The sequence below is a fragment of the Haliscomenobacter sp. genome (genome assembly GCF_040403615.1).
Lineage (GTDB): Bacteria > Bacteroidota > Bacteroidia > Chitinophagales > Saprospiraceae > Haliscomenobacter.
The window spans coordinates 1-23,779 of the sequence record NZ_JBBAKG010000079.1 but is presented as its reverse complement, the minus strand read 5'-3'; the positions used below and the strand labels follow the sequence as shown (position 1 = coordinate 23,779).

Sequence of the window (23,779 nt, the reverse complement as noted above, 5' to 3'; positions counted from 1 at the left end):
ATTGCAGCATCCCGGGTGACCGAGCGGGGTACTCGTGCCGACGACAAACGCTCTGAAACGGCGATGGAAGACCGCAAGAAACAAGGTTATTTTTAATTTTTTTTAGTTCTATTCATATGGATTACAAAAATTCCGAATTGCTGCGCTTTACTACTGCGGGCAATGTAGATGACGGAAAAAGCACGCTCATTGGGCGTTTGTTATACGACTCAAAGTCTATTTTCGAAGATCAACTCGAAGCGGTACAAAAAGCCAGCGAACGCCGAGGCGAAGGCGAAGTCAACCTCGCACTGCTCACCGATGGCCTGAAGGCCGAGCGCGAGCAAGGCATCACCATTGATGTGGCTTACCGCTACTTTTCTACCCCCAAACGCAAATTCATCATTGCCGATACGCCAGGGCATACCCAGTATACCCGCAACATGGTCACTGGCGCTTCTACGGCCAACGTAGCACTGATTTTGGTGGATGCACGTTCCGGAATTGTGGAGCAAACCCGTCGGCATGCTTTCATCGCTTCCTTGTTGCAAATTCCCCACCTGGTCATCTGCATCAACAAGATGGATTTGGTGGATTTCAACGAAGAAATCTACAACAACATCAAAGAGGAGTTTGAAAAATTCTCTTATAAGCTCGAAGTAAAGGATGTAAGTTTCATTCCTATTTCGGCCTTGAAAGGAGACAACATCGTAACCCGCTCTGAAAATACCTCCTGGTATGGCGGTGGAACGCTGTTGTATACCCTAGAAAACGTACACATCGGAAGTGACCACAACTTTATCGACGCCCGTTTTCCTGTGCAGTTTGTGATCCGGCCCAACAACGACGAATTCCACGATTACCGGGGTTATGCTGGCCGCGTTGCAGGCGGTATTTTGAAAAAAGGAGACGAAGTAACCTTGTTGCCATCTGGATTCACCACCAAAATTGCCAAGATCGACTCTTATGGTGGCGAAATAGCGGAAGCTTTCCCGCCGATGTCGGTTACTGTGCTTTTGGAAGATAATTTCGACCTGAGCCGCGGCGACATGATTGTGCGTACCCACAACCAACCCAACATAAGCCAGGATCTTGAGGTGATGATCTGCTGGTTCAACGAGCGCCCGTTGCAGCTCAATGGGAAATACACCATTATGCATACTACCCAGGAGGCGCGTTGCATCGTCAAAGATATTCGCTACCGATTGGACGTCAATACCTTGCACCGGGATGTGGAAGACACCACCATCCGCATGAACGATATTGCGCGGATCGTGCTGCGTACCACCAAGCCGCTGTTTTTTGATTCTTATCGCCGCAACCGCATCACGGGTAGCATCATCCTTGTTGATGAAGGCACCAATGAAACCGTAGCTGCCGGGATGATTATATGATGGACTTGTTGTAATGAGTCTAATGCGTTGATTTGCTGATGCCTTAAGCGCGCATCAGCAAATCAACACATTCTCGCCCACTGCGCATAGCTGCATCCAAAGATGGATTCAGCAGATGATCGCCTGCCAAAATGATCCGATCAGTGAGGGCGTATTGGGTGCTTGGAATCTCGTACCGCAATTCCTCGACAACAGGCAATGCCTGCGGAATGTGGTAACTCGCCAAATGTTCCAATACCAAATCAGGGCGCTTTACCAAAGTTTTGATTGCCTCAGCTATCGTTGCAGGAGCAGCGTCGGTATTCGCTTTCAGGGTTACCGAAATCAGGGTTTTACCTTTTGGCGCATAACTTTTTGACACCTCACTGAGTACACAGAAGCTGTTGATGGGGTTGTCTGCATCCGCCACCAACGCAATGACTGGAGCCTGGATTGGACTAAAGTTTGCAGAAAAATAGAGATTATAGGTACTCCGAAAAGCCCGTTGTTGGCCTTGTAAGCCAGGTACAAGTGCTTCTGGAGGGGTTGCGATAATGACTTTGTCAAAATCCAGGCGCTCTCCGCTGGTCGTCAGCAAATGATCGTTCAAAACCTTGCTTACCCTGGTGTTGTACCGAAAGGTGGTATGGGTCAGCCCTGCTTGCAATTGAGTGATGATCTGTTCCATTCCTTTGGCTGGAATGGCCGCATAGCCTTTGCCAAACATTTTGAATACAAAGCAAAACATACTGGCAGGAGTCTGGAGCTCGTTTTCCAGAAAAATTCCGCCAAAAAAGGGCCGAAAAAATTGTTCAATGATGCGCTTGCTGAATCCCCGTTGCTGCAAAAATTCCAGTGTTGACGAAGCATTGTGCTCGAACAACTTTTCAGTTGGCGTTTTACTCAATTCTTGAGTCAGCTGCCAAATCTTGAATTTGTCCCACAACGAACCAACCGGAGCTATCAAGGTTGACCAAAGTTGTGCCGGATCGCGCAAAGGGTCTCCAAACTGGAAAGAGCGGCCTGCCGAAAAAATCAGCGCTCCCGGTTGAAAACGATGCAAATGCAAGGCAGGAAGATCGAGGTAGCGCTGAACTTCACGGTATTCTGTTAGCAAAACCTGAAAGCCCCGATCCAAAGAAAAACCATTTACAAGGTCGGTTTTAACCCTTCCCCCCGCTCGATCATCCGCTTCCAGAATCAAAGGCTGGTAACCCGCTTCCTCACAATGTCGAGCCGCAACGAGTCCGGCCACTCCAGCGCCTATAATGATTATTTTTTTCTTCATATATTCTTTTTGCCCTATTGCATTATTGCCCTAACAGTCTTAAATTGAGTTTGTTTGAATCCCCCCTGCTTTATTGAATACCAACACCAACTCTAATTAACCTATCAGCCTTTTGCGCTAAGCACAGATCAATCCATTTTATTGGGGTCATGACCAATATCAATGCCTGGACATGGCCTAAATCAGTGCAATTTATTGCCATTGTTGACAACTTGGGTTAAAGATTTTCATATTCCTAAACAATAATGCCATATCACAAATGAAGACCATTAAGCAGCTCATGAGTAGTCCGGTCGTGATGGCGACTGTAGAAACTACTGTTGAAAAACTGAGAATACTAATGAACACACACGATGTTGGAGCTGTACCGATTACCGCGGAAGGCAATGATGCTGAAATTATTGGCATCGTAACCGACACAGATTTGCGAAACGTGAAAGATGCCAGCTTACCAGTTATGGCGGTGATGAGTACCAAACTTTGTTTTGTCAACGCGGATGATTCTGGCGCTACCGCCGCAAACCTGATGCTGAAAAATGGCATTCACCACCTTTTGGTTACAGAAGATGGACGGTTGGCTGGAATTCTAAGTGCGGTGGATTTATTGAAGTTGGTGGCAAGTAAACCAGTAACGTTTCAGCCACACCTCTTTTTTGTGTAGTCTTACTACAAGTTGGGTTAAAAAAAGAATGGGCTTTTACTGGCCACAAAACGCAAAGGCATCAGGAGAATAGTCCTGATGCCTTTTTTGTCTATTTTTTATTAAAAGCATTCATGGTATGCTCCAATCCGACGGCGGCAAAACTTTTGGAGGTATCGGCAGCGTATTGAATGATGCCTGGTAAATCCTGATTTTCTTCATCCGACCATTCGCCAAGCACAAAATCTACTTGCTGGCCTTTCCGGAAATCATTGCCAATCCCAATGCGCAGGCGTGCGTAACCATTGCCCATTGTTTGATCGATGTCTTTGAGGCCATTGTGGCCGCCATCGCTGCCTTTGCCCCGCAGGCGCTGTTTGCCAAACTCCAGATTGAGGTCATCCAGAATGACCAAGAGGTTTTCAAGCGGAATTTTTTCTTTTTGCAACCAATAGTTAACGGATTTCCCGCTGCGGTTCATGTAGGTGGAGGGTTTCAGCAAAACCAAAATGCGCCCCTTATGCTTGATGCGGGCAATTGCACCCAAATTTGCTGTCTCCCAGGTAGCCTCTGCATCCTTGGCCAATTGGTCTACCACCAAAAATCCAACGTTGTGGCGGGTATCGACGTATTCTGCACCAATATTGCCAAGACCGACGATGAGGTATTTCATTTTATTGGGTATTTGGATATTCAGGATTTACGAGCCATAAGCCCCAATACCTAAAAACTAAGTAACTCACGTTACGCAGGTAGCTTCGCTACTTTGATTTTCCACCACCTCAGGCACTTGAGACACCTAAGGAAATACGGTTTGTGTGCTTAGGTGCATCTCAGGTGTCTGAGGAGTCTAAGGTGGTAGAAAATCAAAGCAGCGAAGCTGCTATTGTGTAATGTGAGTAAGTCACAGGTACTAAACTGCCACATTGTACTCTCGCAGAGCATCATTCAATGACACCTTCTTATCAGTACTTTCTTTGCGTTGGCCGATGATCAACGCGCAAGGAACCTGGTAAGTTCCAGCCGGAAAAGTCTTGGAATAGGAGCCAGGAATCACTACTGAGCGGGAAGGAACCCGGCCTTTGTAAGTGATGGGCTCGGGGCCGCTTACATCAATGATGTGGGTACTGTCGGTAAGCACCACATTGGCACCCAGTACGCATTCTTTTTCTACCCGGACACCTTCTACTACGATGCAACGGGAACCGATGAAGCAATCGTCTTCAATAATGGTAGGCGCAGCTTGTGGTGGCTCCAAAACCCCACCAATGCCCACGCCTCCGCTGAGGTGTACGTTGCGGCCAATCTGCGCACAAGATCCCACGGTAGCCCAGGTGTCTACCATGGTTCCGCTACCAACCCAGGCACCGATGTTGACGTAGCTGGGCATCAGGATCACTCCTCTTTCCAGGAAGGATCCATAGCGGGCGATGGCGTGCGGTACAACCCTCACGCCCAAAGCGGCATATGATTTCTTGAGGGGAATTTTGTCGTGGAATTCAAATGGCCCCACTTCAATGGTTTCCATTTGGCGCAAGGGAAAGTACATCACCACCCCTTTTTTAACCCAGTCGTTGACTTTCCAGTTGCCATCGGCGCTTGGTTCTGCTACGCGGAGTTCGCCTTTGTCCAGCAGTTCTACTACCTGGAATACGGCGTCTTTTACTTCGGATTGCGCCAGGAGACTGCGGTCATCCCAGGCTTTTTCAATTGTTTGTTGCAGCGTGCTCATTTGAATTGGATGTTAGAACAAAATATGACGCAAAAAATCAGGAAGTAATTTTTCTGCGCGGCAAAGCTGCAAAATTAAAAAAAGCGCATTAGTATTCTGAAGTAAAAAAGCGAATTATGCGAGGTTGCGGGTTACTTTGACTTTCCACATGATGAATATGCTGATCACAAAAAACACCGCCAAAGACAATACTGAATTGCGCATGCCCCCACTGATCGTTTCAATCAAGCCAAATACAAACGTACCCATCACGGTAGAGAGCTTGTCCAGGATGTCGTAAAAACTGAAGTAAGATGCAGTATCTGGCGTGTTTTCAGGAAGCAACTTGGCGTAAGTTGCCCTGGCCAAAGATTGCATGCCACCCATGACCAAACCGACGCAGGCTGCCAAAAAGTAAAAGTCCAAACCCGTTTTGACCACGTAAGCACCAAAGCAGATTAAAGTCCAAACGAACAGCATGGAAACCAAAGCAAACTTGTTGCCCCGTTTGCTCGATACCCAGGCAAAAAAGTACGCCCCGCCAATGCCAACAATCTGCAAAATCAAAATCAGCACGATGAGATTCGAGGTATTGAAATGCAGTTCCTTTTCAGCAAAAATAGAGGCCAGGTACAATACGGATTGCGTGCCTGCATTGGCAAAAAAGAATGCGGAGAGGAAACGCAGCATATTGGGTTGCGCCAAAACACGCGCAGCAATTAGTTTTACCTCTTCGTAGCCATGCTTCATCATGTGCTTTGAATAAGGATGCCGGGCATCTTCGGGCAATCGCCGAAATGGAATCTGGGCAAAGCCCAACCACCACAAGCCAACCATCACAAAAGCAACGGGTACCGCCTTCAAACTTTCTGAAAAACCAAACCATGCAAAATTTTGAATGATCACCAGGTTGGTCACCAATAATATAATGCTGCCTGCAAAACCATAACTAAAGCCCGTAGCGCTGACTTTGTCGTAGCGGTCTTCGGTCGCAATCTCAGGCAAAAAAGCATTGTAAAAAACCAGTCCACCCGAGAAGCCAATCGTGGCCAGGATAAAACAGCTTACCCCAATCCAAAGCGTATGCATGTTGGTAAAAAACAACAAGCCCATGCAGGCCATTGCGCCTAATGTGGTAAAAAAGCGCAAAAAAGATTTTTTGCGGCCAGCATAGTCGGCAATGCCCGAAAGTAGGGGAGAGACCAGCGCAATCAACAAGTATGCAAACGACAAAGAGTAGGAATACAGCGCACTGTCGCTAATGGTAAGCCCCAGAATCTTCACTTTGTCCGCTGTAATGTGCAAAAAATATCCTGGAAAAATGGCCACGGTAATCACCAGTGCGTATGCGCTGTTGGCCCAATCAAAAAATGCCCAGCCTTGTAGAATGCGGGGCTGATTCTTGGTCGCATTGATGGCCGCCAGGGCCGGATTTACGATTTCTTCTTTCATAAAACGGGTAAAAAATTAGGTTTGCGAAGCTGAATTAAGACTAAAGTTTAGGGAAAGTAGACATTTTATTTAGACTTTATGTACGATATCCAAAACAAATTTCCTATCTTACCAATGTTGAAATTTTTTGACTCCCCAGATGCGAATTTTCGCTACAGTTTCAACGCTTTTTTCAACAAAATTTCCTTACAAACCCCTGATTTCTAAAAACTTACAAGCTTTAACGTTTGCAAGTGGTGAAACTTTCGGAAATTTTGCTTTATCTTTGCAGTCGTCCCATCAGAACATAGTTAACAAATAATCACCCAGTTACACATCCCATGTAGTCCCATACATAAAACATTTACACGAACCAACGTACTCATTATATGCTAGAAGTATTTACTACTTGTTTAGCCTTAGCGAATTGTACACCTACAACGCTTAACTCAACAACCATTCCTGCAGATCTGCCTACAACGGTAGCTGATGCAGAGAAGCGGCTCAGGAAGGATATTCTTGATTACGCTCAGCTTTACATGGGTCTTCCTTACCGGTATGGAGGCACCTCGCCTGTTTCAGGCTTTGATTGTTCCGGTTTTACGTCCTACGTGATGGCTCATTTCAAAGTGGGCATATCCCGTTCCTCCCGTGATCAGGAGCTGCAAGGAGAAAAAATTGACCTCGCTGAAGTTCAGCCTGGAGATTTGCTTTTCTTCCGCCGTTCCGCCAGCAGCAGAGTATTCCATGTCGCCATGGTGTATTCAAACGACCAAGATGGAATCCGTTTCATCCACAGTTGCTGCTCTAAAGGCATCGCGATTGACAATCTGAATGAAGCAGCTTACTGGAACACCAAAAGTGTTTCTGCACGAAGATTTGTACAAAAAGCCGATTTGGTAGCTTTATATGGCCCCCAAATCATGCCGGTGGCTCCGGCGCCTACTGCCGCTCAAGTGGTAACAGCTCAGCTCGAAACAACACCTGCTATCGAAGAAAAAATCGAACTAATGGGGCTGATTGCCGAAATTGAAACTCGATGCTTCGAGATAGCACCAAAACGGTAAATTTTTACGAAGTTTAGAATGATTATCCTTGAGGGTCTGAAGGTTATTTAATAACTTTCAGACCCTTAATTTTTCCATTACATTTACTTTTTTTTGCTTGGCAAAAAATCTACGTTGAACATGATTAATTTGATACTCTTTGGTCCTCCGGGATCAGGAAAAGGCACGCAAGCGGCTAAACTGGTTGATAGATATCAGCTCCTGCACATCTCTACTGGTGATCTTTTTCGGTACGAAATTGGAAACAGCACTCCACTCGGATTAGAGGCAAAAAGCTATATGGATCGGGGCATGCTGGTGCCCGATTCCGTTACCATCGGGATGTTGCGCAATAAGGTTGAAGCCAATCTTGAGGTGCCAGGTTATATTTTTGACGGGTTTCCTAGAACCATTCCACAATACATCGCTTTAGATGAGCTAATGGAAGAAAAAGGGCACAGCATTTCAAAGCTGCTCATGCTGGATGTTCCAGATGATGAAATCGTGGTTCGGGTATTGGAACGTGGAAAAACCTCTGGCCGCCCCGATGACTCCAATGAGGCGCTGATCCGCAAGCGGATCGAAGTTTTTAATGAGGAAACTACCCCGGTGTTTGATCATTATGCCCTCAGCGGGCGTTCAGTAAGAATCGTCGGCGTTGGCGACAAAGCAGAAATCTTTGGTCGCCTTTGTGCTGAAATTGACAACCTCTAACTTTATAACAACAGTTAACTTTTAAATACGTATCGTGGCTGAACAGAACTTTGTTGATTATGTGAAAATTTGTTGCCGTTCCGGCGCGGGGGGATCTGGCTCTGTTCATTTTCTGCAAGACAAAAATACTTCAATGGGTGGCCCCGACGGTGGAGACGGCGGCCGCGGAGGGCACATCATTTTGCGTGGAAACCGCAACGTATGGACACTCCTTGCCCTGAAATACCGCAAACACGTGATTGCCTCGCCAGGCGTCAACGGGCGTGGAGCCAATAAGAGCGGTGCGGATGGAGACGACGTTATTTTGGACGTGCCACTGGGCACCGTAGCCAAAGACGCGGAAACCGGTGAAATTGAATTTGAAATCACCGAACACGATGAGATCAGAATCATCACCCCGGGTGGCCGGGGTGGAAAAGGCAACGCTTTTTTCAAATCGCCGACCAACCAAACGCCTCGCCATGCCCAACCTGGAGGAGTAGGACTGGAAGAGTGGAAAATTCTTGAACTCAAGGTACTCGCCGACGTAGGTCTGGTGGGTTTCCCCAATGCAGGCAAATCTACGTTGTTGTCGGTACTCTCTGCCGCCAAACCGAAAATTGGAGATTACCCCTTCACCACCTTGACACCCAACCTGGGCATCGTGGCGTATCGGGATGAGAAATCCTTCGTCATGGCGGACATTCCTGGAATTATCGAGCATGCCAATGAAGGCAAAGGATTGGGGTTGCGCTTTTTGCGGCACATCGAGCGGAACTCGACTTTGCTGTTCATGGTGCCCGCAGATACCCACGACATCGACAAGGAATACCGGATTCTGGAAAATGAGCTCCGCCTCTACAACCCGGAATTGTTGGACAAACCGCGCGTGCTGGCAATCACCAAATCTGACCTCATCGATGAGGAGTTAAAAGAAATGCTGCTGCCCACGATTCCAAAGGACATTGATTATTTGTTCATTTCGTCAGTGGCACAGCAGGGACTTATGGAATTGAAAGATTTGTTGTGGGAAAGCATCAATTCAGCACCGGAAGATGCCGGTAAATTGCGATTGAACAACCCCAATCCAGTCCTTTATGCCAAAACGCCAAGGCCGTATTTTTCATCCGAAGAAGAATAGTAGGGGGCAACCCTATGTGGTTGCCCAAACCCTACGTAATGGTGGTGGGCAGCCACGTAGGGCTGCCCCGACGGCTGCCCCGACGGTTGATTTGATGGTTGATTGTCAAGCACCTAACGTAAAACCACTGCCCAATTTTCCCATTTTCTAAGCAGGTACAAAGCGAGAAAATTTGGTAGTGCGGGGGTCTAGCTTTTTGTTTTACTTTGTTGTAAATTGATTAAAATTTAAAACAATGGTTAATCGCGTAATTCTTATTGGAAATTTGGGAAGAGACCCTGAAGCACGTAGCCTGGAAAATGGAGCAATGGTAGCCAAGTTTTCCATAGCAACCAGCGAACGCTATCAAGACAAAGAAGGCAATTGGCAAGAACAGACCGAATGGCACGAAATCATTGCCTGGCGTAACCTGGCCGAACGTACTGAGAAAAACCTGAAAAAAGGGATGACGATCTACCTGGAAGGCAAGCTCACGCACCGAACTTGGCAGGATAAAGACGGCAACAACCGCAAAACTACCGAAGTGGTGGCAGAATATTTCCGCATTGTCAACTCCCGCCAGGGTGGCACAGGTACAGGCAATTTCCCTTCAGAAAAAGACGATCCGTACAATCGCAACAATAACTCCAACGTTAGTGAAGCACCGATGCCAACCTCATCGGAAGAATTTACACCTGCTGCTGCAGATGATGATTTGCCCTTTTAATTATCAGTCACTCCTGCAAAGCCATAATTTAGGCATTGGGTCAATTTATGGCTTTGCACGAGGTACGGCTGACTGACTTTGTACGCCATGACTTTTTCGCTTCGCTTTCTTTTCTTGTTGTCCATTGCTGCATTTGCCATCGCTTGTGAAGAACGTACTCCCATTCCACGGCCAAGGGCTTATCCACGGGTGATTTATCCTCAAAAGGCGTATCAGCTTTTTGATAAAAACTATTGTGCATTTACTTTTGAGTACCCCAAGTACGCAGAGGTACAGCAAGACACGGGCCAGAATGGCCTAAAACCCGAAAATTCCTGTTGGTTTGATTTGTTTTATCCCGGCTTTGATTGCCGGGTTTATTGCACTTATTCCCAAATCGGGAGTGGAAAGACGTTTGACAAACTCAAGTCAGACGCGTTTGAGCTGGTAGATTGGCACAACAAAAAGGCCAATTACATCGAAGAAGAACCCATCAATCGGGGTTCGGATTTGCAAGGCATGGTTTTTTCCATTGATGGGCCGGCAGCAACGCCTTTTCAATTTTTTATCACCGATACCAAAAAGCACTTTTTTAGGGCCTCCTTGTATTTCAAAACCAAAATCAGACCGGATTCACTTGCGCCAGTGTACGATTTTGTGAAGAAAGACATGCGTAAAATGATTGAAACATTTAAGTGGAATTGACCTCAGAGTGTGTTTGGATTTCTGGCTCGCGAGCCAGAAATCCAAACACACTCTTAACCCACTACCAAAAGCACCCGCACCAACAATACCACTCCAAACGCAATCAATGTGGCGCCTGAAATCCTGCGCAGCCACAACAAATGTACTGGGCGAAGGGAATACCGAATGCGCTTGGCCAGGAAAACTTTCAGCAAATCCGTAACCACAATGGTGCCCAAAACTCCGGCAAAAAAGCTGAAAGCCTGCGTGCCATTGAACCCATCCTTGATCACCACTGAACCCATCAAACTGGACCAAAAAAATACGGTAAATGGATTGATGATATTGATGAGAAAGCCTTTGATGAAAAGCGATAAGTAGCTGGAACTGCGCTTGTATTCTGGCAAGGTATCGGTTAACAAGCCTTTGGGGATGGTCAAAAGGGTTACCAATCCAAAAATAATGAGCAAGATGCTGCCCGCAACGCCCAAAACCAGGGTGAAAGTTTGGGTATTGACAATATTGGCCAACAAGGAAACCCCAAAGTACACCCCCAAAATGTAGGAAGTATCACTCACCCAAATCCCTACAGCAACCATCAGTCCTGCCCGGAAGCCCTCATCTACACTGGTTTGTACCAATGCAAAAAAAATGGGGCCGATCATAAAACTCAGAATGAGTCCTATTTTGATGCCATCTAAAAGCATGTCTATTTTGCTAAAGTGTTATCAACTTACTAAATTCCGCCGCACAAACTCTTCCCAATCCCTGAACCGCTCTTTTTTCATCACCCGGGGAAATTTGTGCTGACCGCCCATTTTACCCTGGTGCTCGTGCCATTTGTAAAATAAGCTGGTTGGAATGACTTCCACTTCCATATCCCGCAAGACCGATGCCCGTTCCACCCGGTAATCGTCGTTGATTTCCTTGAGGTGATCATCCAATAGCGTCTTGATCTGATCCACGGCAATGGTGGTATCGCTGCCGATGTACCATTTGTGGGCATAAAAACCACCAACCTCTACCGCCGCAACCGTGAATTCAGGAATGCTGATGTCCAGTACTTCTTCCACATGTTGGATGCCCCGGTTCATGTTGTCTACCGAAAGGTGTTCGCCGCAAATGCTCAAGTAGTGCTTGGTGCGACCAGTGATGATGATTTCGGAGCGCCGTTTGTCCGTAAAACGCACGGTATCCCCAATCAGGTAACGCCAGGCTCCGCCGCTGGTGCTGATCAGCAAAGCATAATCTTCCCCTTCCACAACCTGATCAATGGTGAAGGTTTCGATGCTGGGGCGGAGGTTGCCTTCGCTGTCAAAGTTCGTTTCATTGAACGGCACAAACTCAAAGAAGATCCCGTTGTCGATCATCAGCCGCATGGAGCTGGATTCGGGGCGATCCTGGATGGCAATGAATCCTTCGGAAGCCAAATAGGAATCCATGTACACCAAAGGATGGGCCATCAATTTTTCAAAACCCTTGCGGTAAGGTTCAAAATGGATACCTCCGTGTACACAAACCGATAGATTGGGCCAAATGTCGTGGATGGTTTTGACCTGGTGGTACTCGATGATTTTTTCCATCATCAGTTGCAACCAGGACGGAATGCCTACAATGAAGCCTACGTCCCAGTTGGGGGCGTTTTTGGCAATCTCGGCAATGCGTTCGTCCCAACTGCGGATGCTGGAAATTTTGTTGCCCGGCTTGTAGTAAGAACGCAGCCAAAAAGGAGGCCGACTGGCATTGATGCCACTCAAATCGCCCGCAAAATAGCCATTGCCTTGCTCCAAATCGGTAGATCCACCCAGCATCATCATGTCTTTGGTGAAAATATCGGGATCAACATTGAATCGGGAGAGGGCAAAAAACATGCGCAACCCCGCCCGGTTGTTGAACCGAAATAAGTCATTCGTAATGGGAATGTGCTTGCTGGGGGCACCAGAAGTACCCGAGCTCAGCGCAAAATATTTCACCTGACCAGGCCAGGTCACATCGGCAACCTGATTGAGGGTCATTTGCCACCAACGGTCATAAATGGTATTGTAATCGTAAGTGGGTACTTGATTTTTGAAAGCCTCAATCGGATTGCGGTGGTTGAGGAGATCCGAAAAGTGGTAATACTGCCCAAACGAGGTGTATTGTGCCTGGCGCAACAACCAGCGTAAGGTTCTAATCTGATGTTGGATGGGTTTGATTCTTTGCCCACGGCGGCTGTCAAGAATTTGTCCCAAATGTGCTCCTCGCTTGATAAGGGCCCCAAATATCGCCATACTGTTTTGGTTTTGGATAGCAACCGATAACCATAAGTTTCGTTAAGAGGACATAAATGTACACAGATATTCAGAATCCTTCATCAGTTATCGACCAGATGTGTGTTTGGAGCTATGTTTAAACTATAGTGCCACTTATTTTGCCCCACTACTTACTGCATTTCACGCAACATCTGCTGCAATACCAGTACCAAATTTTTGAGCAATTCTGGAGGCACTTGATGCCCTACAAGTGTGTTCTTTTGAATGATTTTGTTTGAAAAATGGGGGAGGGTAGAACAATTCAATAGGTGTGGCTAAATATTCGGCAATTTTTAAAACATGTTCAAACAGAAACGATCGTTCGCCAGATTCGAGTTTCCGGTAGTGACGTTCGCTCACGCCAATGAGTTCCGCAATCGCCAGTTGCGTCCTGTTTTTTTCTAAACGAAATTGGCGTACCTTTTGATTTACAGTGTGTTCTTGATTCATAGGGGAATAAAGGTTCAGTATAATAATCTATCCAACAATATTAAGGTAAATCCAATGTAAATACAACCATTGTTTCGCATAAAAATTGTTCTAATATTTGAGTTGCTTTCGTTTTGTGCCGAAGCACAGGCACAAACGTGCCGATCATCGGTACGCTTGTGCTCACAAGGGGAGGGTTTTTGTTCGGAGATTTGAGGCGTAGGTTTTCACAGAGAAAATTGCACTATTCTCAAAATCGAAAAAACTGACCTAATGAAACATGTAGTATTAAGTTTGTTGGCGAGCCTCTGCCTGATTGTTGTGCTTTCGGCCCAAACCCAAACGATCACACTCACCCTTATTTTCGACAATTATCCTCAAGAAACCCGTTGGGAAATTACCAATTCTAGTTTAGCCATAGTTGCAAATGGAGGAACCTATTCTGGTCAAGCGGGCTTGACCCTCAACGTTCCAATTAGCCTTGGCGCGGGTACTTATACACTTACGGTTTTTGACAGTGCCAATGATGGCATGTGTTGCGGCTATGGAAGTGGTTCTTATAGTTTGAAAAATGCCAGCAATGTTGTGTTGGCTTCGGGGGCGGCATTTACGAGTTCTCAAGCAACAACATTTACCCTAGCAAATACTTGTACCTCCAACTCACTTCCCACTGTTTCGCTCAGCGCCAGTCCCACTGCCATTACGGGCAGTGGCACCGTGAGCCTCAGTGCAAGTGCCAGTGATATTGATGGTACGATTAGCAAAGTAGAATTTTATCGGAATAACGTTCTAATCGGTACTGACCTGAGTAGTCCCTATACCTTTTCTTATTCAGAAACGGCAGTTGGAACTTATTCTTATACAGCCAAAGCGACGGACAACTGCTCAGGAGTAGGTACTTCCAGCCCCGTGAGCGTAGTGGTTTCCAGCAGTAATCCTTGTACTTCCAACACTGCCCCTGCGGTATCCATCAGTCAACCAGCCAACAACTCCACGGTAACTGCGGGTACCAACTTACAAATCAGTGCTTCTGCCACCGACAATGGTACTGTAACACAGGTACAATTTTACAATGGCACCACCCTTTTGGGTACGTCTACTGTGTCGCCATTTAGTTACACTTATGCAAGTATTCCTGCGGATACGTATACGTTTACGGCCAAAGCAACAGATAACTGTGGTGCGGTTACGACTTCATCGGTTGTGAATGTAACGGTAAGTGCGGCCAGCGGCTCCACTTGCAATCCCTGGGCACTCAATTGTACCACTATTGGAGATATTACCCGAACGGGCCGGGTAGGGATCGGAACGGGCAATTTCCTAAGCGACGCCTCGTACTTATTGTACGTAAAAGGAGGAATCAGAGCTGAGAAAATGCAATTGGAACTCAGCTCCGCAGGAGGTTGGGCTGACTACGTTTTTGCACCAAATTACAAACTGATGCCGCTCAAACAAGTGGCGGAATACCTCAAAACCAATCGCCACCTGCCAGGCATGGCCTCTGGAACAGAAATGGAAGCAGAAGGGGGGCTCGATGTGGGCAAAATCACCGTGAAACAACAGGAAAAAATCGAAGAGCTGTTTTTGTACGTGATTGAGTTGAATAAAAAGATGGAAACCCTGCAAAACAAGGTCAAAAAACTGGAGACAGAAAACAATATACTGCGCAAAAAGACCCTCCAGCAGAAATAAGCCAACAACAGTAGAATCCTATTTTTTTCGAAAAAAAAATTCACGCAATGAAACATCTATTGTTGAGTCTGGTCTTGTTGGGTTTGACTTTGTCGATTATGGCACAAGAGACCCGCACTTATCGGCGCTATGCTACCCAAAAGGTTACGACTCGCCTGGACACTGAACTCAGTGTAACCGATAAGAAAATCAATAAAGACAAAGAAAAAGAAATCAAAAAATTTACAGTCGAAAAAGAACGAAGCATTCAGTACCGCAGTGTAGTCATCCCGGTGGTATTCCATTTTTTGTACACGCAGGGTAAAGATGTGGTGTATGAAAAAGAGGCGTTCTTCCAATTGGATGCACTCAATCGCGATTTTTCGGATTCGATTGTCGGTCAAAATTACAAGGCCAATAAAAGCCATCTTGCTTACCAAAAAGAAGGATTTGACCGCAAAGAAAGCAAAATAAGCGTCAGTTTCTGTTTGGCCGAAGGCTCAAAAAAAGAATTGGGCATCGTCAAACAAAGCACCAATGTGGCCGTTTGGAGTCCCGCTCACGCCATGAAATCCAAAAAAACGGGTGGCTCTGATCCCTGGGACACCGAAAAATACCTCAACGTTTGGGTAGTACACCTGCCGGACACCGTGGGTGGCTACGCCCAAATGCCCGGAGGGCTCAGTGCTTACGACGGAATTGTGATTGACTACCGTTTTTTTGGAACATACTACTACGCTCGCAAACCCTACCATTTAGGACGCACCCTTTCGCACCTGGTGGGAAGTTACCTCGGATTGCACGAATTGTGGGACGAAGATACCCCTTGCAGCGACGATGAGGTAGACGATACCCCCATCCACAACGCCCCCAACTACGGCCCCCTCAACGTGTACCAACACATCAGTACCTGCGATGGCTACCCCGTAGAAATGACCATGAACATCATGGACGCCACCGATGACGCCTCGGCATTTATGTTTACCGCCGGGCAAAAAAAACGCATCCAAACGATGCTGGCCAAAGGTGGGCCTCGAGAAAAACTAGGCCAGGGTGGTTCTCTTTGCCAAAAAGCAGAGCCGCCTAAAAAACTGGCGGAAGTAGAAGTAGCTACCCTGGCTGAAATCCGACAGCTTACCATACTAGCTTACCCCAACCCGACCAACGACAGGTTCATCCTGGCCTTGAGCCCTCCTGCCGCCGGTACTTGCGAAATCCAGATCCTCAATTTCTCGGGAAGGCTCATGAGTACACAACAATTGCTACTGGACGAAGGGAATTACCAAACCCAAATCGAAACCCAATCCTGGGCACCGGGGCTTTACCTCATCCATTGCCGGATGAATGGTCAAACGGTAAACCAAACGATTAGTGTAGTAAAATAAATGACGAATAATTCGATTGACGATTGACGAATAGTGTCTCCGCGTACCAGACTGTACGAACAATTCGTCGCTCGTCATTCATTCGCCATTCGTCATTCAAAAAGGCTTAATTATGTCTCTATATAAATCTTTCTCTCGTATCTTTTTACTTAGTGCATTAACCTTGAGCACCTGCTGGCTCTTGGCACAACCCATCAACAACCTCGTCAAAGACGTGGTGATGCCCACACCCAATGCTACGGCTTTTGGCAAATATGTAGACATTCCGGTGAGTTACAACACCGGAGTACCCAATATTTCGATCCCCATCCATACCATTCAGGAAGGACCGCTGACTATACCCGTGGGCTTGAGTTACCATGCTTCTGGGGTGAAAGTGGGAGAGTTGGCCTCCTGGGTGGGACTGGGTTGGAATTTGGCAGCAGGGGGGATGATTTCGAGGACAGTGATGAGCGCTCCAGATGAAAAAACATCAACACATCAAGGATATTATAAAAAAGGAGTTCTGTTGAATACGGTGAATTTTAGTAGCCAGGCCAATCTAGGCAATATGGTAAATGGTTACTTTGATACGGAACCGGATATGTTTACTTTTTCGATGCCGGGTTTTAGCGGAAAATTCTACTCCAATGGCAATGAAGGGTTTACGTTGACCAATCGACAAGATGTTAAAATAAACGTCATTTATAACGATAGTAGTGAAGAGTTTGATGGGTTTGTAATTACTGCTCCCGATGGTACGCGCTATATTTTTGGGAAAGACCCCAATGGAGTAAGCACCGCCGACGTGATTTGTGAAAAACAACGCGTAAACGATGGCTTGTCCATGCGCAACTCCTGGTATTTGATCAAGATTGAAACCCACGACCGCAAGTTTGCGGTAAATTATGTGTATACATCCGAAAATTACAGCTATCGCAGCTTGGCATCTTCCCGATTTGCCTATTCACAATGCGATGGAGCGACCGCAAATTTTGGCTTGGCCGTTATTGGTAGTACAACGGGTTGGTCTTACGGTTATCCAGGTAGCTTGGACAATATTACTCCCATTCAAGCCCATCCGTACATGCGTTCTGATATTGAAGGGCAGCGACTTTCTGAAATTAACACCACCAGCGGCACTACCAAAGTAGTTTTCAAGGCATCAACCAACCGACAGGATGTAGACGATAACCCCTACAATTTTAACAACCCGGCGAAGGAACTCGATACCATCAAGGTCGAATTGGGCGCTGCTTACCGCTGTAAATATTTTGTATTGAACCAAAGTTACTGGGCGGGTAATTTTTATCCCAATGGTAAAAATGAAATCAAACGACTGCGACTAAACAGCGTACAAGAACAATCTTGCACCACTACTGAACCCGCAGTCACCATCCCCGCGCATACTTTTGAATACGAAACCCAATCAGGATTGCCCAATTTTTTGCCGAATCGCCTCAGCAAAGCAGTAGACCACTGGGGTTTTTACAACGCTGCTGAATTTAATAATGAAGATGCACCCGTGAACGTACCTACTACGGAAGTAACCTACGAAGCAAGTACTACAATGTACACCAGCCCAAGCAACGTCAACCGCAGCACCAACACCACTGCCCTGAAATATGGCACGCTAAGGGCAATTAATTATCCAACAGGAGGTAGAACCGAGTTTACCTTTGAGGCCAATACCACGCCGGATCAAGAAACCCAGCTTACTGCGTTCAACAAGCCAGCGCTCAACGGTGGATTTTACATTCAAAATTGTGATTTTCCCTACCAATCAGGAACTCCCACCTTGTGTTGTAGTACCAGTGTAAACAGCGCTACCTTTACGCTAACCGACAATGAGATAAGCACCGGAAAAGTAGAAATGATAGTGACCTACCTGAACCGCAATGAAGGAGCTAACTGTTCGGATCAGACTCCCGCAGCTGTTCTTACCTTAAATGTGTACAACGTAACCGATGGGATTTTTATGGGATCCAAACAGATCAACGCCGATGCAAACAGTCCCAATTCAACTGCAAAAACGAATCCACCGATCTCCTTGGCCAGTTTAGCACAATTTGGCCAGGTTTTTACACCCAATACCAAGCAGTACAAGTTTGAAATAACCGTCACGCAAGGATGGGGTAAAGTTTCCTTTTTTACTTCCCAAATTTTGGATATTGCCGCTCCCGTGGGCGGACTGCGCATTGCCCAGATCCGCACCCAAAAAAGTGTTACTGCGGCCACAGACGACATCATCCGCACCTATGAATATACGCTGACCAATGGCTTATCGAGTGGAAAATTGATTCGGAAACCCAGATACAGTTATGTGAAATCTGGAGCCGCAGTTGGTGGTGGAGCTTATTTTAACTTTTCTCACATCTTGCTCAGCTCTGACTCAGAAGTTCCACTTAGCTCTGCGGAAGGATACCACCTTCGTTACGAGCGGGTGATTGAAAACTTTAATGGCAATGGCAAAAAAGTGTACACTTTTTTCATTGAAACACCTTACAATGAAAACTTGCTCAACAGCCAATTTCCAGTTCCTCCGGTACAGATTATGGCCTCGGACGGCCAACTCAAACAGGAAGAAGTTTTTTCAGCCGCTGCACCCAATCAATTTCAAGCCAAGACCTTTTACACCCCCCAGGTAGTGTACAGCCAATCAACAAATAAAATGGTCAAAATAGCCAATTTGGGCGTGAAATGCCCTGGTGGGGTTGCTGCCTATTCTGGCATTGATTACAGCATTCGCAGTGGCATTTATCGACCTTTCATGGTTGAATCTACCCTGGATGGAATCATCACTACTACTTCCTATTCTTACGACCCTACCAATCGCTTCCTTGCCCCAATTGCTACTACCGTCACGAATTCCGATGGTAAAGCCTATACAACGGAGTATACCTACCCGCAGGATGCAGCAGGAAACGAATACACAGAGATGGTAAACCGGAATATGATTGCTACCCCCATTCAGGTTGTCAAAAAGCAGAGCGGGCAGATCATAGAGGGAAGCCGCACCAGCTTTAGCTTATTCGCCTGGGATGGAACTTTATACAATCAAACCTATAACAATAGCATCAACAACCCCATCTATCCATGGTATTTTGAACGCTACGAAGCAACCTGGGACGCCAATGGTACGCTCATCAAAACCGACCCAGGAGCTGATGGCTGGGATCTCCAGGGTACAATCCTGGGCTACTGGTCTAATGGCTTACCCTACTCCTTGCGCATGAACAATTGGAATTTTTCCGAATTTTTTACCTGGTCTAGTGCTGGGCGCATAACGCGGCGTCGGTACAAAGATTTCATTTGGGATTACGCTTATTACCCGGGTACACAACTCCTCCAGTCCATCACGGACATCGACGGGCAAGTTACTTCCTTTGAATACGATGGTCTGGCGCGACTCAAAAAGACTACCGCCCGTGGAGGCAATGTGTTCACCAATTACAGTTACACCTACAAAGATGCAGCCAACGGCAACCTCAACCACATTACCACCACTACTACCTTCGCCACAGTAAATAGCAATAGCCTCTTGAGCAGTAAAACCAGCCGGGAGTACTTTGATGGTTTGGGCAGAATGTTGCAGTCGGTTAAAGTGGCCCATTCTCCTCAAGGACAAGATGTGATCTCTGGAGTGGAATACGACAACCAGGGTCGAGTCAGCAAAGAATATACGCCATATCACAGCCCCAACAATGCTGGGCAATACGTGGTCATACCGGGCAGCCATACTTATGCCATCAAGCAGTATTATGCCTCCCCACTCAACCGCATCAGCAGCGTTACTCCGCCTGATTGGTTTGCCAGCACGTATACCTACGGAGCCAATACTTCTGCCGACAATGTATGGCTCAACGGCTCTTCAACCACGGCATATGCCGCCAATTTACTCAGCAAAACAGAGATTACCGACCCCGATGGACTCAAATCCATCTCTTTTACCGACAAGCTGGGGCGCAATATTCTGGCCCGTCGCGATAGCGCTGGCATCAAAACTGCCGATACGTATACCTTGTACGACGACAAGAGCCGGGTTACCACCGTAATTCCGCCAGGTGCAACACCCAACACTCCCGGACTTTTGTTTCAATACCGCTACAACGGCATTGATCAAGTCACGGACAAATACATCCCTGATGCCGGTTGGATCAGCCTCAAGTACAATACCCGCGATCTGCCTGCGGCAGTACAAGATGCCAACAATGCACAACTCGGGCAGTGGATAGCCACCAACTACGACGATTACGGCCGGCCCATCACCAGTGGATTTGTAACCAGTATTCCAACCACTATCACCAACTTTACGATAGCTGGCCCATTCAATACCACCAGCTACGATGGTACACTGGCCATTGAGCGCGGCAAAGTCAAAAGCAGCAGCACCAAAGTACTCGATGGCAGTGGTTACCTCACGAGTACCAACACCTTTGATGCCTATGGGCGTTTAACGGGGATGAGCAGCAACAACATCTTGTACCTAAGCAGTACCACTGCCGAAAGCATAACCCGTACTTATGATTTTGCCGACAATGTATTGAGCGAAACCCGCCTACACAAAAAAGACGCCAACACCACCAACGACATCGCGCTGTACCACAACTGGACTTACGATGCCAAAGGCCGCAAGAGTAATTCCACCCTACGGGTAAACAACGGCGCTACGCAAACCATCTCCAACCACCAGTACACCTTCCGCGACGAAGTAAGCGAACTCAACCTGGGTGGCGGCACCACCAATGCCCTGCAAAGCCTGGATTATACCTACAATACGCAGGGTTGGCTACTGGGCATCAATCGAGCCGGTTTGGGTACTGGAGTAGCGGCAGCGCTCAGCCTCCCCGTGCCTACGCCTGGCTTTACCCCTGGCCTTAATTCACCCGCATCTGCTGCCAATGTGGATGCCAACGATCTGTTTTTCTTCGACATCCGTTATGCCGATCCACAGACTGGTTATGAAATCCCTGCCACCCAAAAGAAAAACGGCAACATCAGCCAGATCTGGTACCAGGTGCGAGGCCGCAGCCGCGAGGCCTGGGGCTATACTTACGACTACCTGGATCGACTCAAAAACGCCCAACATGTACTGACAGGTAGCTCCACTAGCACCGGACGTATCGTAGGCAGCTACAGTGAGGAGATTGACTATGCTGATGCCCGGGGCAACATCGGGGGCATTCGCCGCCGAGGGGTATGGGGTGCCAACCTACAAAACTACCCATCAGGGGTAATCGATCAATTGAGCTTTTTGTACAGCGCGGGTACCAATAAGCTACTAGGCGTCGCCGATGCTGCGCCAACAGAATTTGCCGCCCGGGGCTACAATAAAAAACTAAATTTGTTGTACCTTCACGACAGCAATGGCAACATTGCGGTAGATCCACGCAGTGGTTTTAAAATCACGTACAACCACCTGAATCTACCTTCGCTCTTTGAAGAATTGAACAACAGCGGCACGGTAGTAGCGGGCGGCAAACGCATCAGCATCACCTACGACGCCAGTGGCAGCAAGCTGAAAAAAGCGACCAGCGGCGGCGCTACCGGAGAAAACTACACCCTGTACTACCTAGGTGGCATTGAATACCGGGATGGGTTGCCAGAGTCCATTTCCCACAGCGAAGGGCGGGTGTACAATACGAGCAGCACCACTACCGCAAGCTGGCGCTACGAGTACGCCATACGCGATCACTTGGGGAATATGCGGCTGATGTTTGCGGATTTGGATGGGAATGGAGTAGTGGGTAGCACCGAGGTTTTACAAGAGAATCATTATTATCCGTTTGGTATGAATATGGAAGGGCCGTGGTTGAATAATCTGGCGACGAAGGACTCCCGATATCAATATAATGGGAAAGAACTCAATGATGACTTTGGGCTGAATTGGAGTGATTATGGGGCAAGGTGGTATGATGCGAGTGTGGGTAGATGGAATGCACCTGATCCACATTCAGACAACTATGGGCCATTTTCACCCTATAACTATGTACTCAACAGTCCTTTAAATGTTATAGACCCTGATGGTAATGATATTTATCTTTTGATATGGTTTTCAAAAAATGGGGAAACAGGGCATGCGGGCATTGCAATAGAGAACTACAAAACAGTAGTAAAAAAAGATAAAGATGGTAAGCCAATTCTTGACCGAAACGGTAAACCAGTAAAGGAACAAGTGAAGGATGGAACATTTACTTACTATGATTTATGGCCAAATAAATCAGTTGAGAGTGATGAATTCCAAAGCAACGTCGAATCAGATTATTCAGGAGGGGTTAAGATTAATAGTTTAGCAGATCTTAAAATGAAGGATCCAACTACTCATAGAAGTGGACAGGTTGATCCAGAAGGTAGGGCTGCTGATGGAATGGTTAAATTAACTACATCCTTTGAACAGGACGAAGCAGCTAAAAAAGCTGCAGTAACAGACATAAGTAATTTTCGGGACTATAATGCATGTAAAAATAATTGCTCGACATTCGCTCAACGATTAATTAATGCAGCTATTGAGCCTAATATTAGTGCGAGTCAGTTAGTAAAACCGCCAATTGCCTTAACTACTCTTTATGGATATAAGGACGTCAATGTTGTTGCTCCAAATAATTTATACAATGCAGCTTTAAAAGTTAAAGGGGCCCAAAGAATTAAGGGGCCAAAACAAGCTGAAGCGAAACCTTATTTGGAGTACTTTGGAAAATCAAATAGAAGGTAATTATGAAAGCGCTCAAATACACTTTTATTTTGTTAATATTGGTTCCAGCTTGCCATTCTAAACCCAATCAAGAGGAATCTCCACTTGCTGTAGTTATTAAATTGCAGGCTGCCGAATCCTTTTTTGATTTAAAAGAAGCACAAAAATTCATCGATGTTGAACGAGTATTTGGAAATATGGCTTCAGACACTTTGACAGCTAAAGATGCATGGGAAAGCGTGGTAATGTTTGGCAAGTCATTAGCTCGTGATAAAAAATTTACAAACTTTTTCAGGTATTATGAATATAAGATCACAGAAGAAGTTAGTAAGCACAATGCAAGTGTATGCTTCGAATCAATAAATCGTGAAAGGCCTACTCGAAAAATTATTTTCAGTTTAGAGAGTAGGAATAATCATTGGATAGTTGTTTCGATTAAATACCAAGGAGGAAAATAGTTTTGTACGCTAGTCCAAGTCTTTCAAAATCAACGAAAACATTGCGCTACCGCTGGTACAGGTCCCCGCTAGTCCAAGTCTTTCAAAATCAACGTAAAACATAGCACTACCGCTGGTACGGGTCTCCAGACCCGTACCATTATCCGCACGTCTTCTATGTTGAATTCCAAGCACAACGCACAATTTTTTTAGAGCCAGACAAAT

General features: G+C 46.5%; 19 protein-coding genes and 1 pseudogene. 12 read left to right on the top strand and 8 right to left on the bottom strand.

The genetic code is table 11. The features are described from left to right. Window positions 1-96 (top strand): annotated as a pseudogene (locus tag ABW391_RS21035) (sulfate adenylyltransferase subunit CysD); the annotation flags it as partial. A 20-nt stretch (window positions 97-116) separates the two neighbouring features. Next, window positions 117-1,373 (top strand): sulfate adenylyltransferase subunit 1, encoded by a 1,257-nt coding sequence (locus tag ABW391_RS21030; RefSeq protein ID WP_353483886.1) that lies wholly within the window; start codon window positions 117-119, stop codon window positions 1,371-1,373. 43 nt (window positions 1,374-1,416) lie between these two features. On the opposite strand, the gene ABW391_RS21025 is transcribed toward ABW391_RS21030, so the two are convergent. Continuing rightward, window positions 1,417-2,640, bottom strand: a complete 1,224-nt coding sequence (locus ABW391_RS21025) for a protoporphyrinogen/coproporphyrinogen oxidase (protein ID WP_353483885.1) — start codon at window positions 2,638-2,640, stop codon at window positions 1,417-1,419. 259 nt (window positions 2,641-2,899) lie between these two features. On the opposite strand from ABW391_RS21025, the gene ABW391_RS21020 reads away from it, so the two are divergent. After that, window positions 2,900-3,301, top strand: a complete 402-nt coding sequence (locus ABW391_RS21020; protein WP_353483884.1) for a CBS domain-containing protein — start codon at window positions 2,900-2,902, stop codon at window positions 3,299-3,301. 91 nt (window positions 3,302-3,392) lie between these two features. Here the strand turns inward: ABW391_RS21020 and pth are convergent, their stop codons facing one another. The 3 genes from pth to ABW391_RS21005 all read right to left on the bottom strand — a co-directional run bounded on the left by pth (window position 3,393) and on the right by ABW391_RS21005 (window position 6,443). Then, window positions 3,393-3,953 (bottom strand): aminoacyl-tRNA hydrolase, encoded by a 561-nt coding sequence (pth, locus tag ABW391_RS21015; RefSeq protein ID WP_353483883.1) that lies wholly within the window; start codon window positions 3,951-3,953, stop codon window positions 3,393-3,395. A gap of 240 nt (window positions 3,954-4,193) precedes the next feature. Continuing rightward, on the bottom strand, window positions 4,194-5,012 hold the full coding sequence (locus ABW391_RS21010) for a 2,3,4,5-tetrahydropyridine-2,6-dicarboxylate N-succinyltransferase (protein ID WP_353483882.1): 819 nt from the start codon (window positions 5,010-5,012) through the stop codon (window positions 4,194-4,196). Window positions 5,013-5,126: 114 nt separating this feature from the next. Continuing rightward, window positions 5,127-6,443, bottom strand: coding sequence for an MFS transporter (locus tag ABW391_RS21005; protein ID WP_353483881.1), 1,317 nt, complete (start codon window positions 6,441-6,443; stop codon window positions 5,127-5,129). Between the two features lie 368 nt (window positions 6,444-6,811). Between ABW391_RS21005 and ABW391_RS21000 the strand changes: the two genes are divergently transcribed. From ABW391_RS21000 to gldD, 5 genes are all read left to right on the top strand, one after another. Beyond that, window positions 6,812-7,489, top strand: a complete 678-nt coding sequence (locus tag ABW391_RS21000) for a C40 family peptidase (RefSeq protein ID WP_353483880.1) — start codon at window positions 6,812-6,814, stop codon at window positions 7,487-7,489. Between the two features lie 120 nt (window positions 7,490-7,609). Next, a complete protein-coding gene (locus ABW391_RS20995; protein WP_353483879.1) occupies window positions 7,610-8,182 on the top strand; it encodes an adenylate kinase in 573 nt (190 codons plus the stop codon). Window positions 8,183-8,216: 34 nt separating this feature from the next. Further along, window positions 8,217-9,302 carry a GTPase ObgE gene (gene obgE / locus ABW391_RS20990; protein ID WP_353483878.1) on the top strand — a complete coding sequence of 362 codons (1,086 nt, stop codon included), beginning with the start codon at window positions 8,217-8,219 and terminating at the stop codon, window positions 9,300-9,302. Between the two features lie 235 nt (window positions 9,303-9,537). Beyond that, a complete protein-coding gene (locus ABW391_RS20985) occupies window positions 9,538-10,008 on the top strand; it encodes a single-stranded DNA-binding protein (RefSeq protein ID WP_353483877.1) in 471 nt (156 codons plus the stop codon). Window positions 10,009-10,095: 87 nt separating this feature from the next. Then, complete coding sequence (gldD, locus tag ABW391_RS20980; protein ID WP_353483876.1) at window positions 10,096-10,692, top strand: gliding motility lipoprotein GldD; 597 nt, start codon at window positions 10,096-10,098, stop codon at window positions 10,690-10,692. A gap of 53 nt (window positions 10,693-10,745) precedes the next feature. Here gldD and ABW391_RS20975 read toward each other — a convergent pair whose 3' ends face one another. From ABW391_RS20975 to ABW391_RS20965, 3 genes are all read right to left on the bottom strand, one after another. Next, window positions 10,746-11,378, bottom strand: coding sequence for a LysE family translocator (locus tag ABW391_RS20975; protein ID WP_353483875.1), 633 nt, complete (start codon window positions 11,376-11,378; stop codon window positions 10,746-10,748). Between the two features lie 21 nt (window positions 11,379-11,399). Further along, window positions 11,400-12,941, bottom strand: coding sequence for a GH3 family acyl-acid amido synthetase (locus tag ABW391_RS20970; protein WP_353483874.1), 1,542 nt, complete (start codon window positions 12,939-12,941; stop codon window positions 11,400-11,402). 162 nt (window positions 12,942-13,103) lie between these two features. Next, a complete protein-coding gene (locus ABW391_RS20965; protein ID WP_353483873.1) occupies window positions 13,104-13,412 on the bottom strand; it encodes a helix-turn-helix transcriptional regulator in 309 nt (102 codons plus the stop codon). Window positions 13,413-13,664: 252 nt separating this feature from the next. Between ABW391_RS20965 and ABW391_RS20960 the strand changes: the two genes are divergently transcribed. The 4 genes from ABW391_RS20960 (at window position 13,665) to ABW391_RS20945 (ending at window position 23,575) form a co-directional block, all read left to right on the top strand. Further along, window positions 13,665-15,083, top strand: coding sequence for an Ig-like domain-containing protein (locus tag ABW391_RS20960; protein ID WP_353483872.1), 1,419 nt, complete (start codon window positions 13,665-13,667; stop codon window positions 15,081-15,083). A 47-nt stretch (window positions 15,084-15,130) separates the two neighbouring features. Next, the gene (locus ABW391_RS20955; RefSeq protein WP_353483871.1) at window positions 15,131-16,447 is read left to right on the top strand and encodes a zinc-dependent metalloprotease; all 1,317 of its coding nucleotides are present in this window, start codon (window positions 15,131-15,133) and stop codon (window positions 16,445-16,447) included. A 112-nt stretch (window positions 16,448-16,559) separates the two neighbouring features. Beyond that, window positions 16,560-23,138, top strand: coding sequence for an RHS repeat domain-containing protein (locus ABW391_RS20950; protein WP_353483870.1), 6,579 nt, complete (start codon window positions 16,560-16,562; stop codon window positions 23,136-23,138). Window positions 23,139-23,140: 2 nt separating this feature from the next. Next, window positions 23,141-23,575 carry a hypothetical protein gene (locus ABW391_RS20945; protein WP_353483869.1) on the top strand — a complete coding sequence of 145 codons (435 nt, stop codon included), beginning with the start codon at window positions 23,141-23,143 and terminating at the stop codon, window positions 23,573-23,575. A gap of 9 nt (window positions 23,576-23,584) precedes the next feature. Here the strand turns inward: ABW391_RS20945 and ABW391_RS20940 are convergent. Further along, the coding region (locus tag ABW391_RS20940; RefSeq protein ID WP_353483868.1) for a hypothetical protein at window positions 23,585-23,779 on the bottom strand (195 nt) is incomplete at its 5' end.

Coding starts and splice junctions, on each gene's coding strand:
- ABW391_RS20960 (WP_353483872.1), top strand. CDS start 13,665: ATGAAACATGTAGTATTAAGTTTGTTGGCGAGCCTCTGCCTGATTGTT.
- ABW391_RS20955 (WP_353483871.1), top strand. CDS start 15,131: ATGAAACATCTATTGTTGAGTCTGGTCTTGTTGGGTTTGACTTTGTCG.
- gldD (WP_353483876.1), top strand. CDS start 10,096: ATGACTTTTTCGCTTCGCTTTCTTTTCTTGTTGTCCATTGCTGCATTT.
- ABW391_RS20950 (WP_353483870.1), top strand. CDS start 16,560: ATGTCTCTATATAAATCTTTCTCTCGTATCTTTTTACTTAGTGCATTA.
- ABW391_RS21030 (WP_353483886.1), top strand. CDS start 117: ATGGATTACAAAAATTCCGAATTGCTGCGCTTTACTACTGCGGGCAAT.
- ABW391_RS20970 (WP_353483874.1), bottom strand. CDS start 12,941: ATGGCGATATTTGGGGCCCTTATCAAGCGAGGAGCACATTTGGGACAA.
- ABW391_RS21025 (WP_353483885.1), bottom strand. CDS start 2,640: ATGAAGAAAAAAATAATCATTATAGGCGCTGGAGTGGCCGGACTCGTT.
- ABW391_RS21010 (WP_353483882.1), bottom strand. CDS start 5,012: ATGAGCACGCTGCAACAAACAATTGAAAAAGCCTGGGATGACCGCAGT.
- ABW391_RS21005 (WP_353483881.1), bottom strand. CDS start 6,443: ATGAAAGAAGAAATCGTAAATCCGGCCCTGGCGGCCATCAATGCGACC.
- ABW391_RS20965 (WP_353483873.1), bottom strand. CDS start 13,412: ATGAATCAAGAACACACTGTAAATCAAAAGGTACGCCAATTTCGTTTA.
- ABW391_RS20975 (WP_353483875.1), bottom strand. CDS start 11,378: ATGCTTTTAGATGGCATCAAAATAGGACTCATTCTGAGTTTTATGATC.
- ABW391_RS20995 (WP_353483879.1), top strand. CDS start 7,610: ATGATTAATTTGATACTCTTTGGTCCTCCGGGATCAGGAAAAGGCACG.
- ABW391_RS20945 (WP_353483869.1), top strand. CDS start 23,141: ATGAAAGCGCTCAAATACACTTTTATTTTGTTAATATTGGTTCCAGCT.
- ABW391_RS21000 (WP_353483880.1), top strand. CDS start 6,812: ATGCTAGAAGTATTTACTACTTGTTTAGCCTTAGCGAATTGTACACCT.
- ABW391_RS21020 (WP_353483884.1), top strand. CDS start 2,900: ATGAAGACCATTAAGCAGCTCATGAGTAGTCCGGTCGTGATGGCGACT.
- ABW391_RS20985 (WP_353483877.1), top strand. CDS start 9,538: ATGGTTAATCGCGTAATTCTTATTGGAAATTTGGGAAGAGACCCTGAA.
- pth (WP_353483883.1), bottom strand. CDS start 3,953: ATGAAATACCTCATCGTCGGTCTTGGCAATATTGGTGCAGAATACGTC.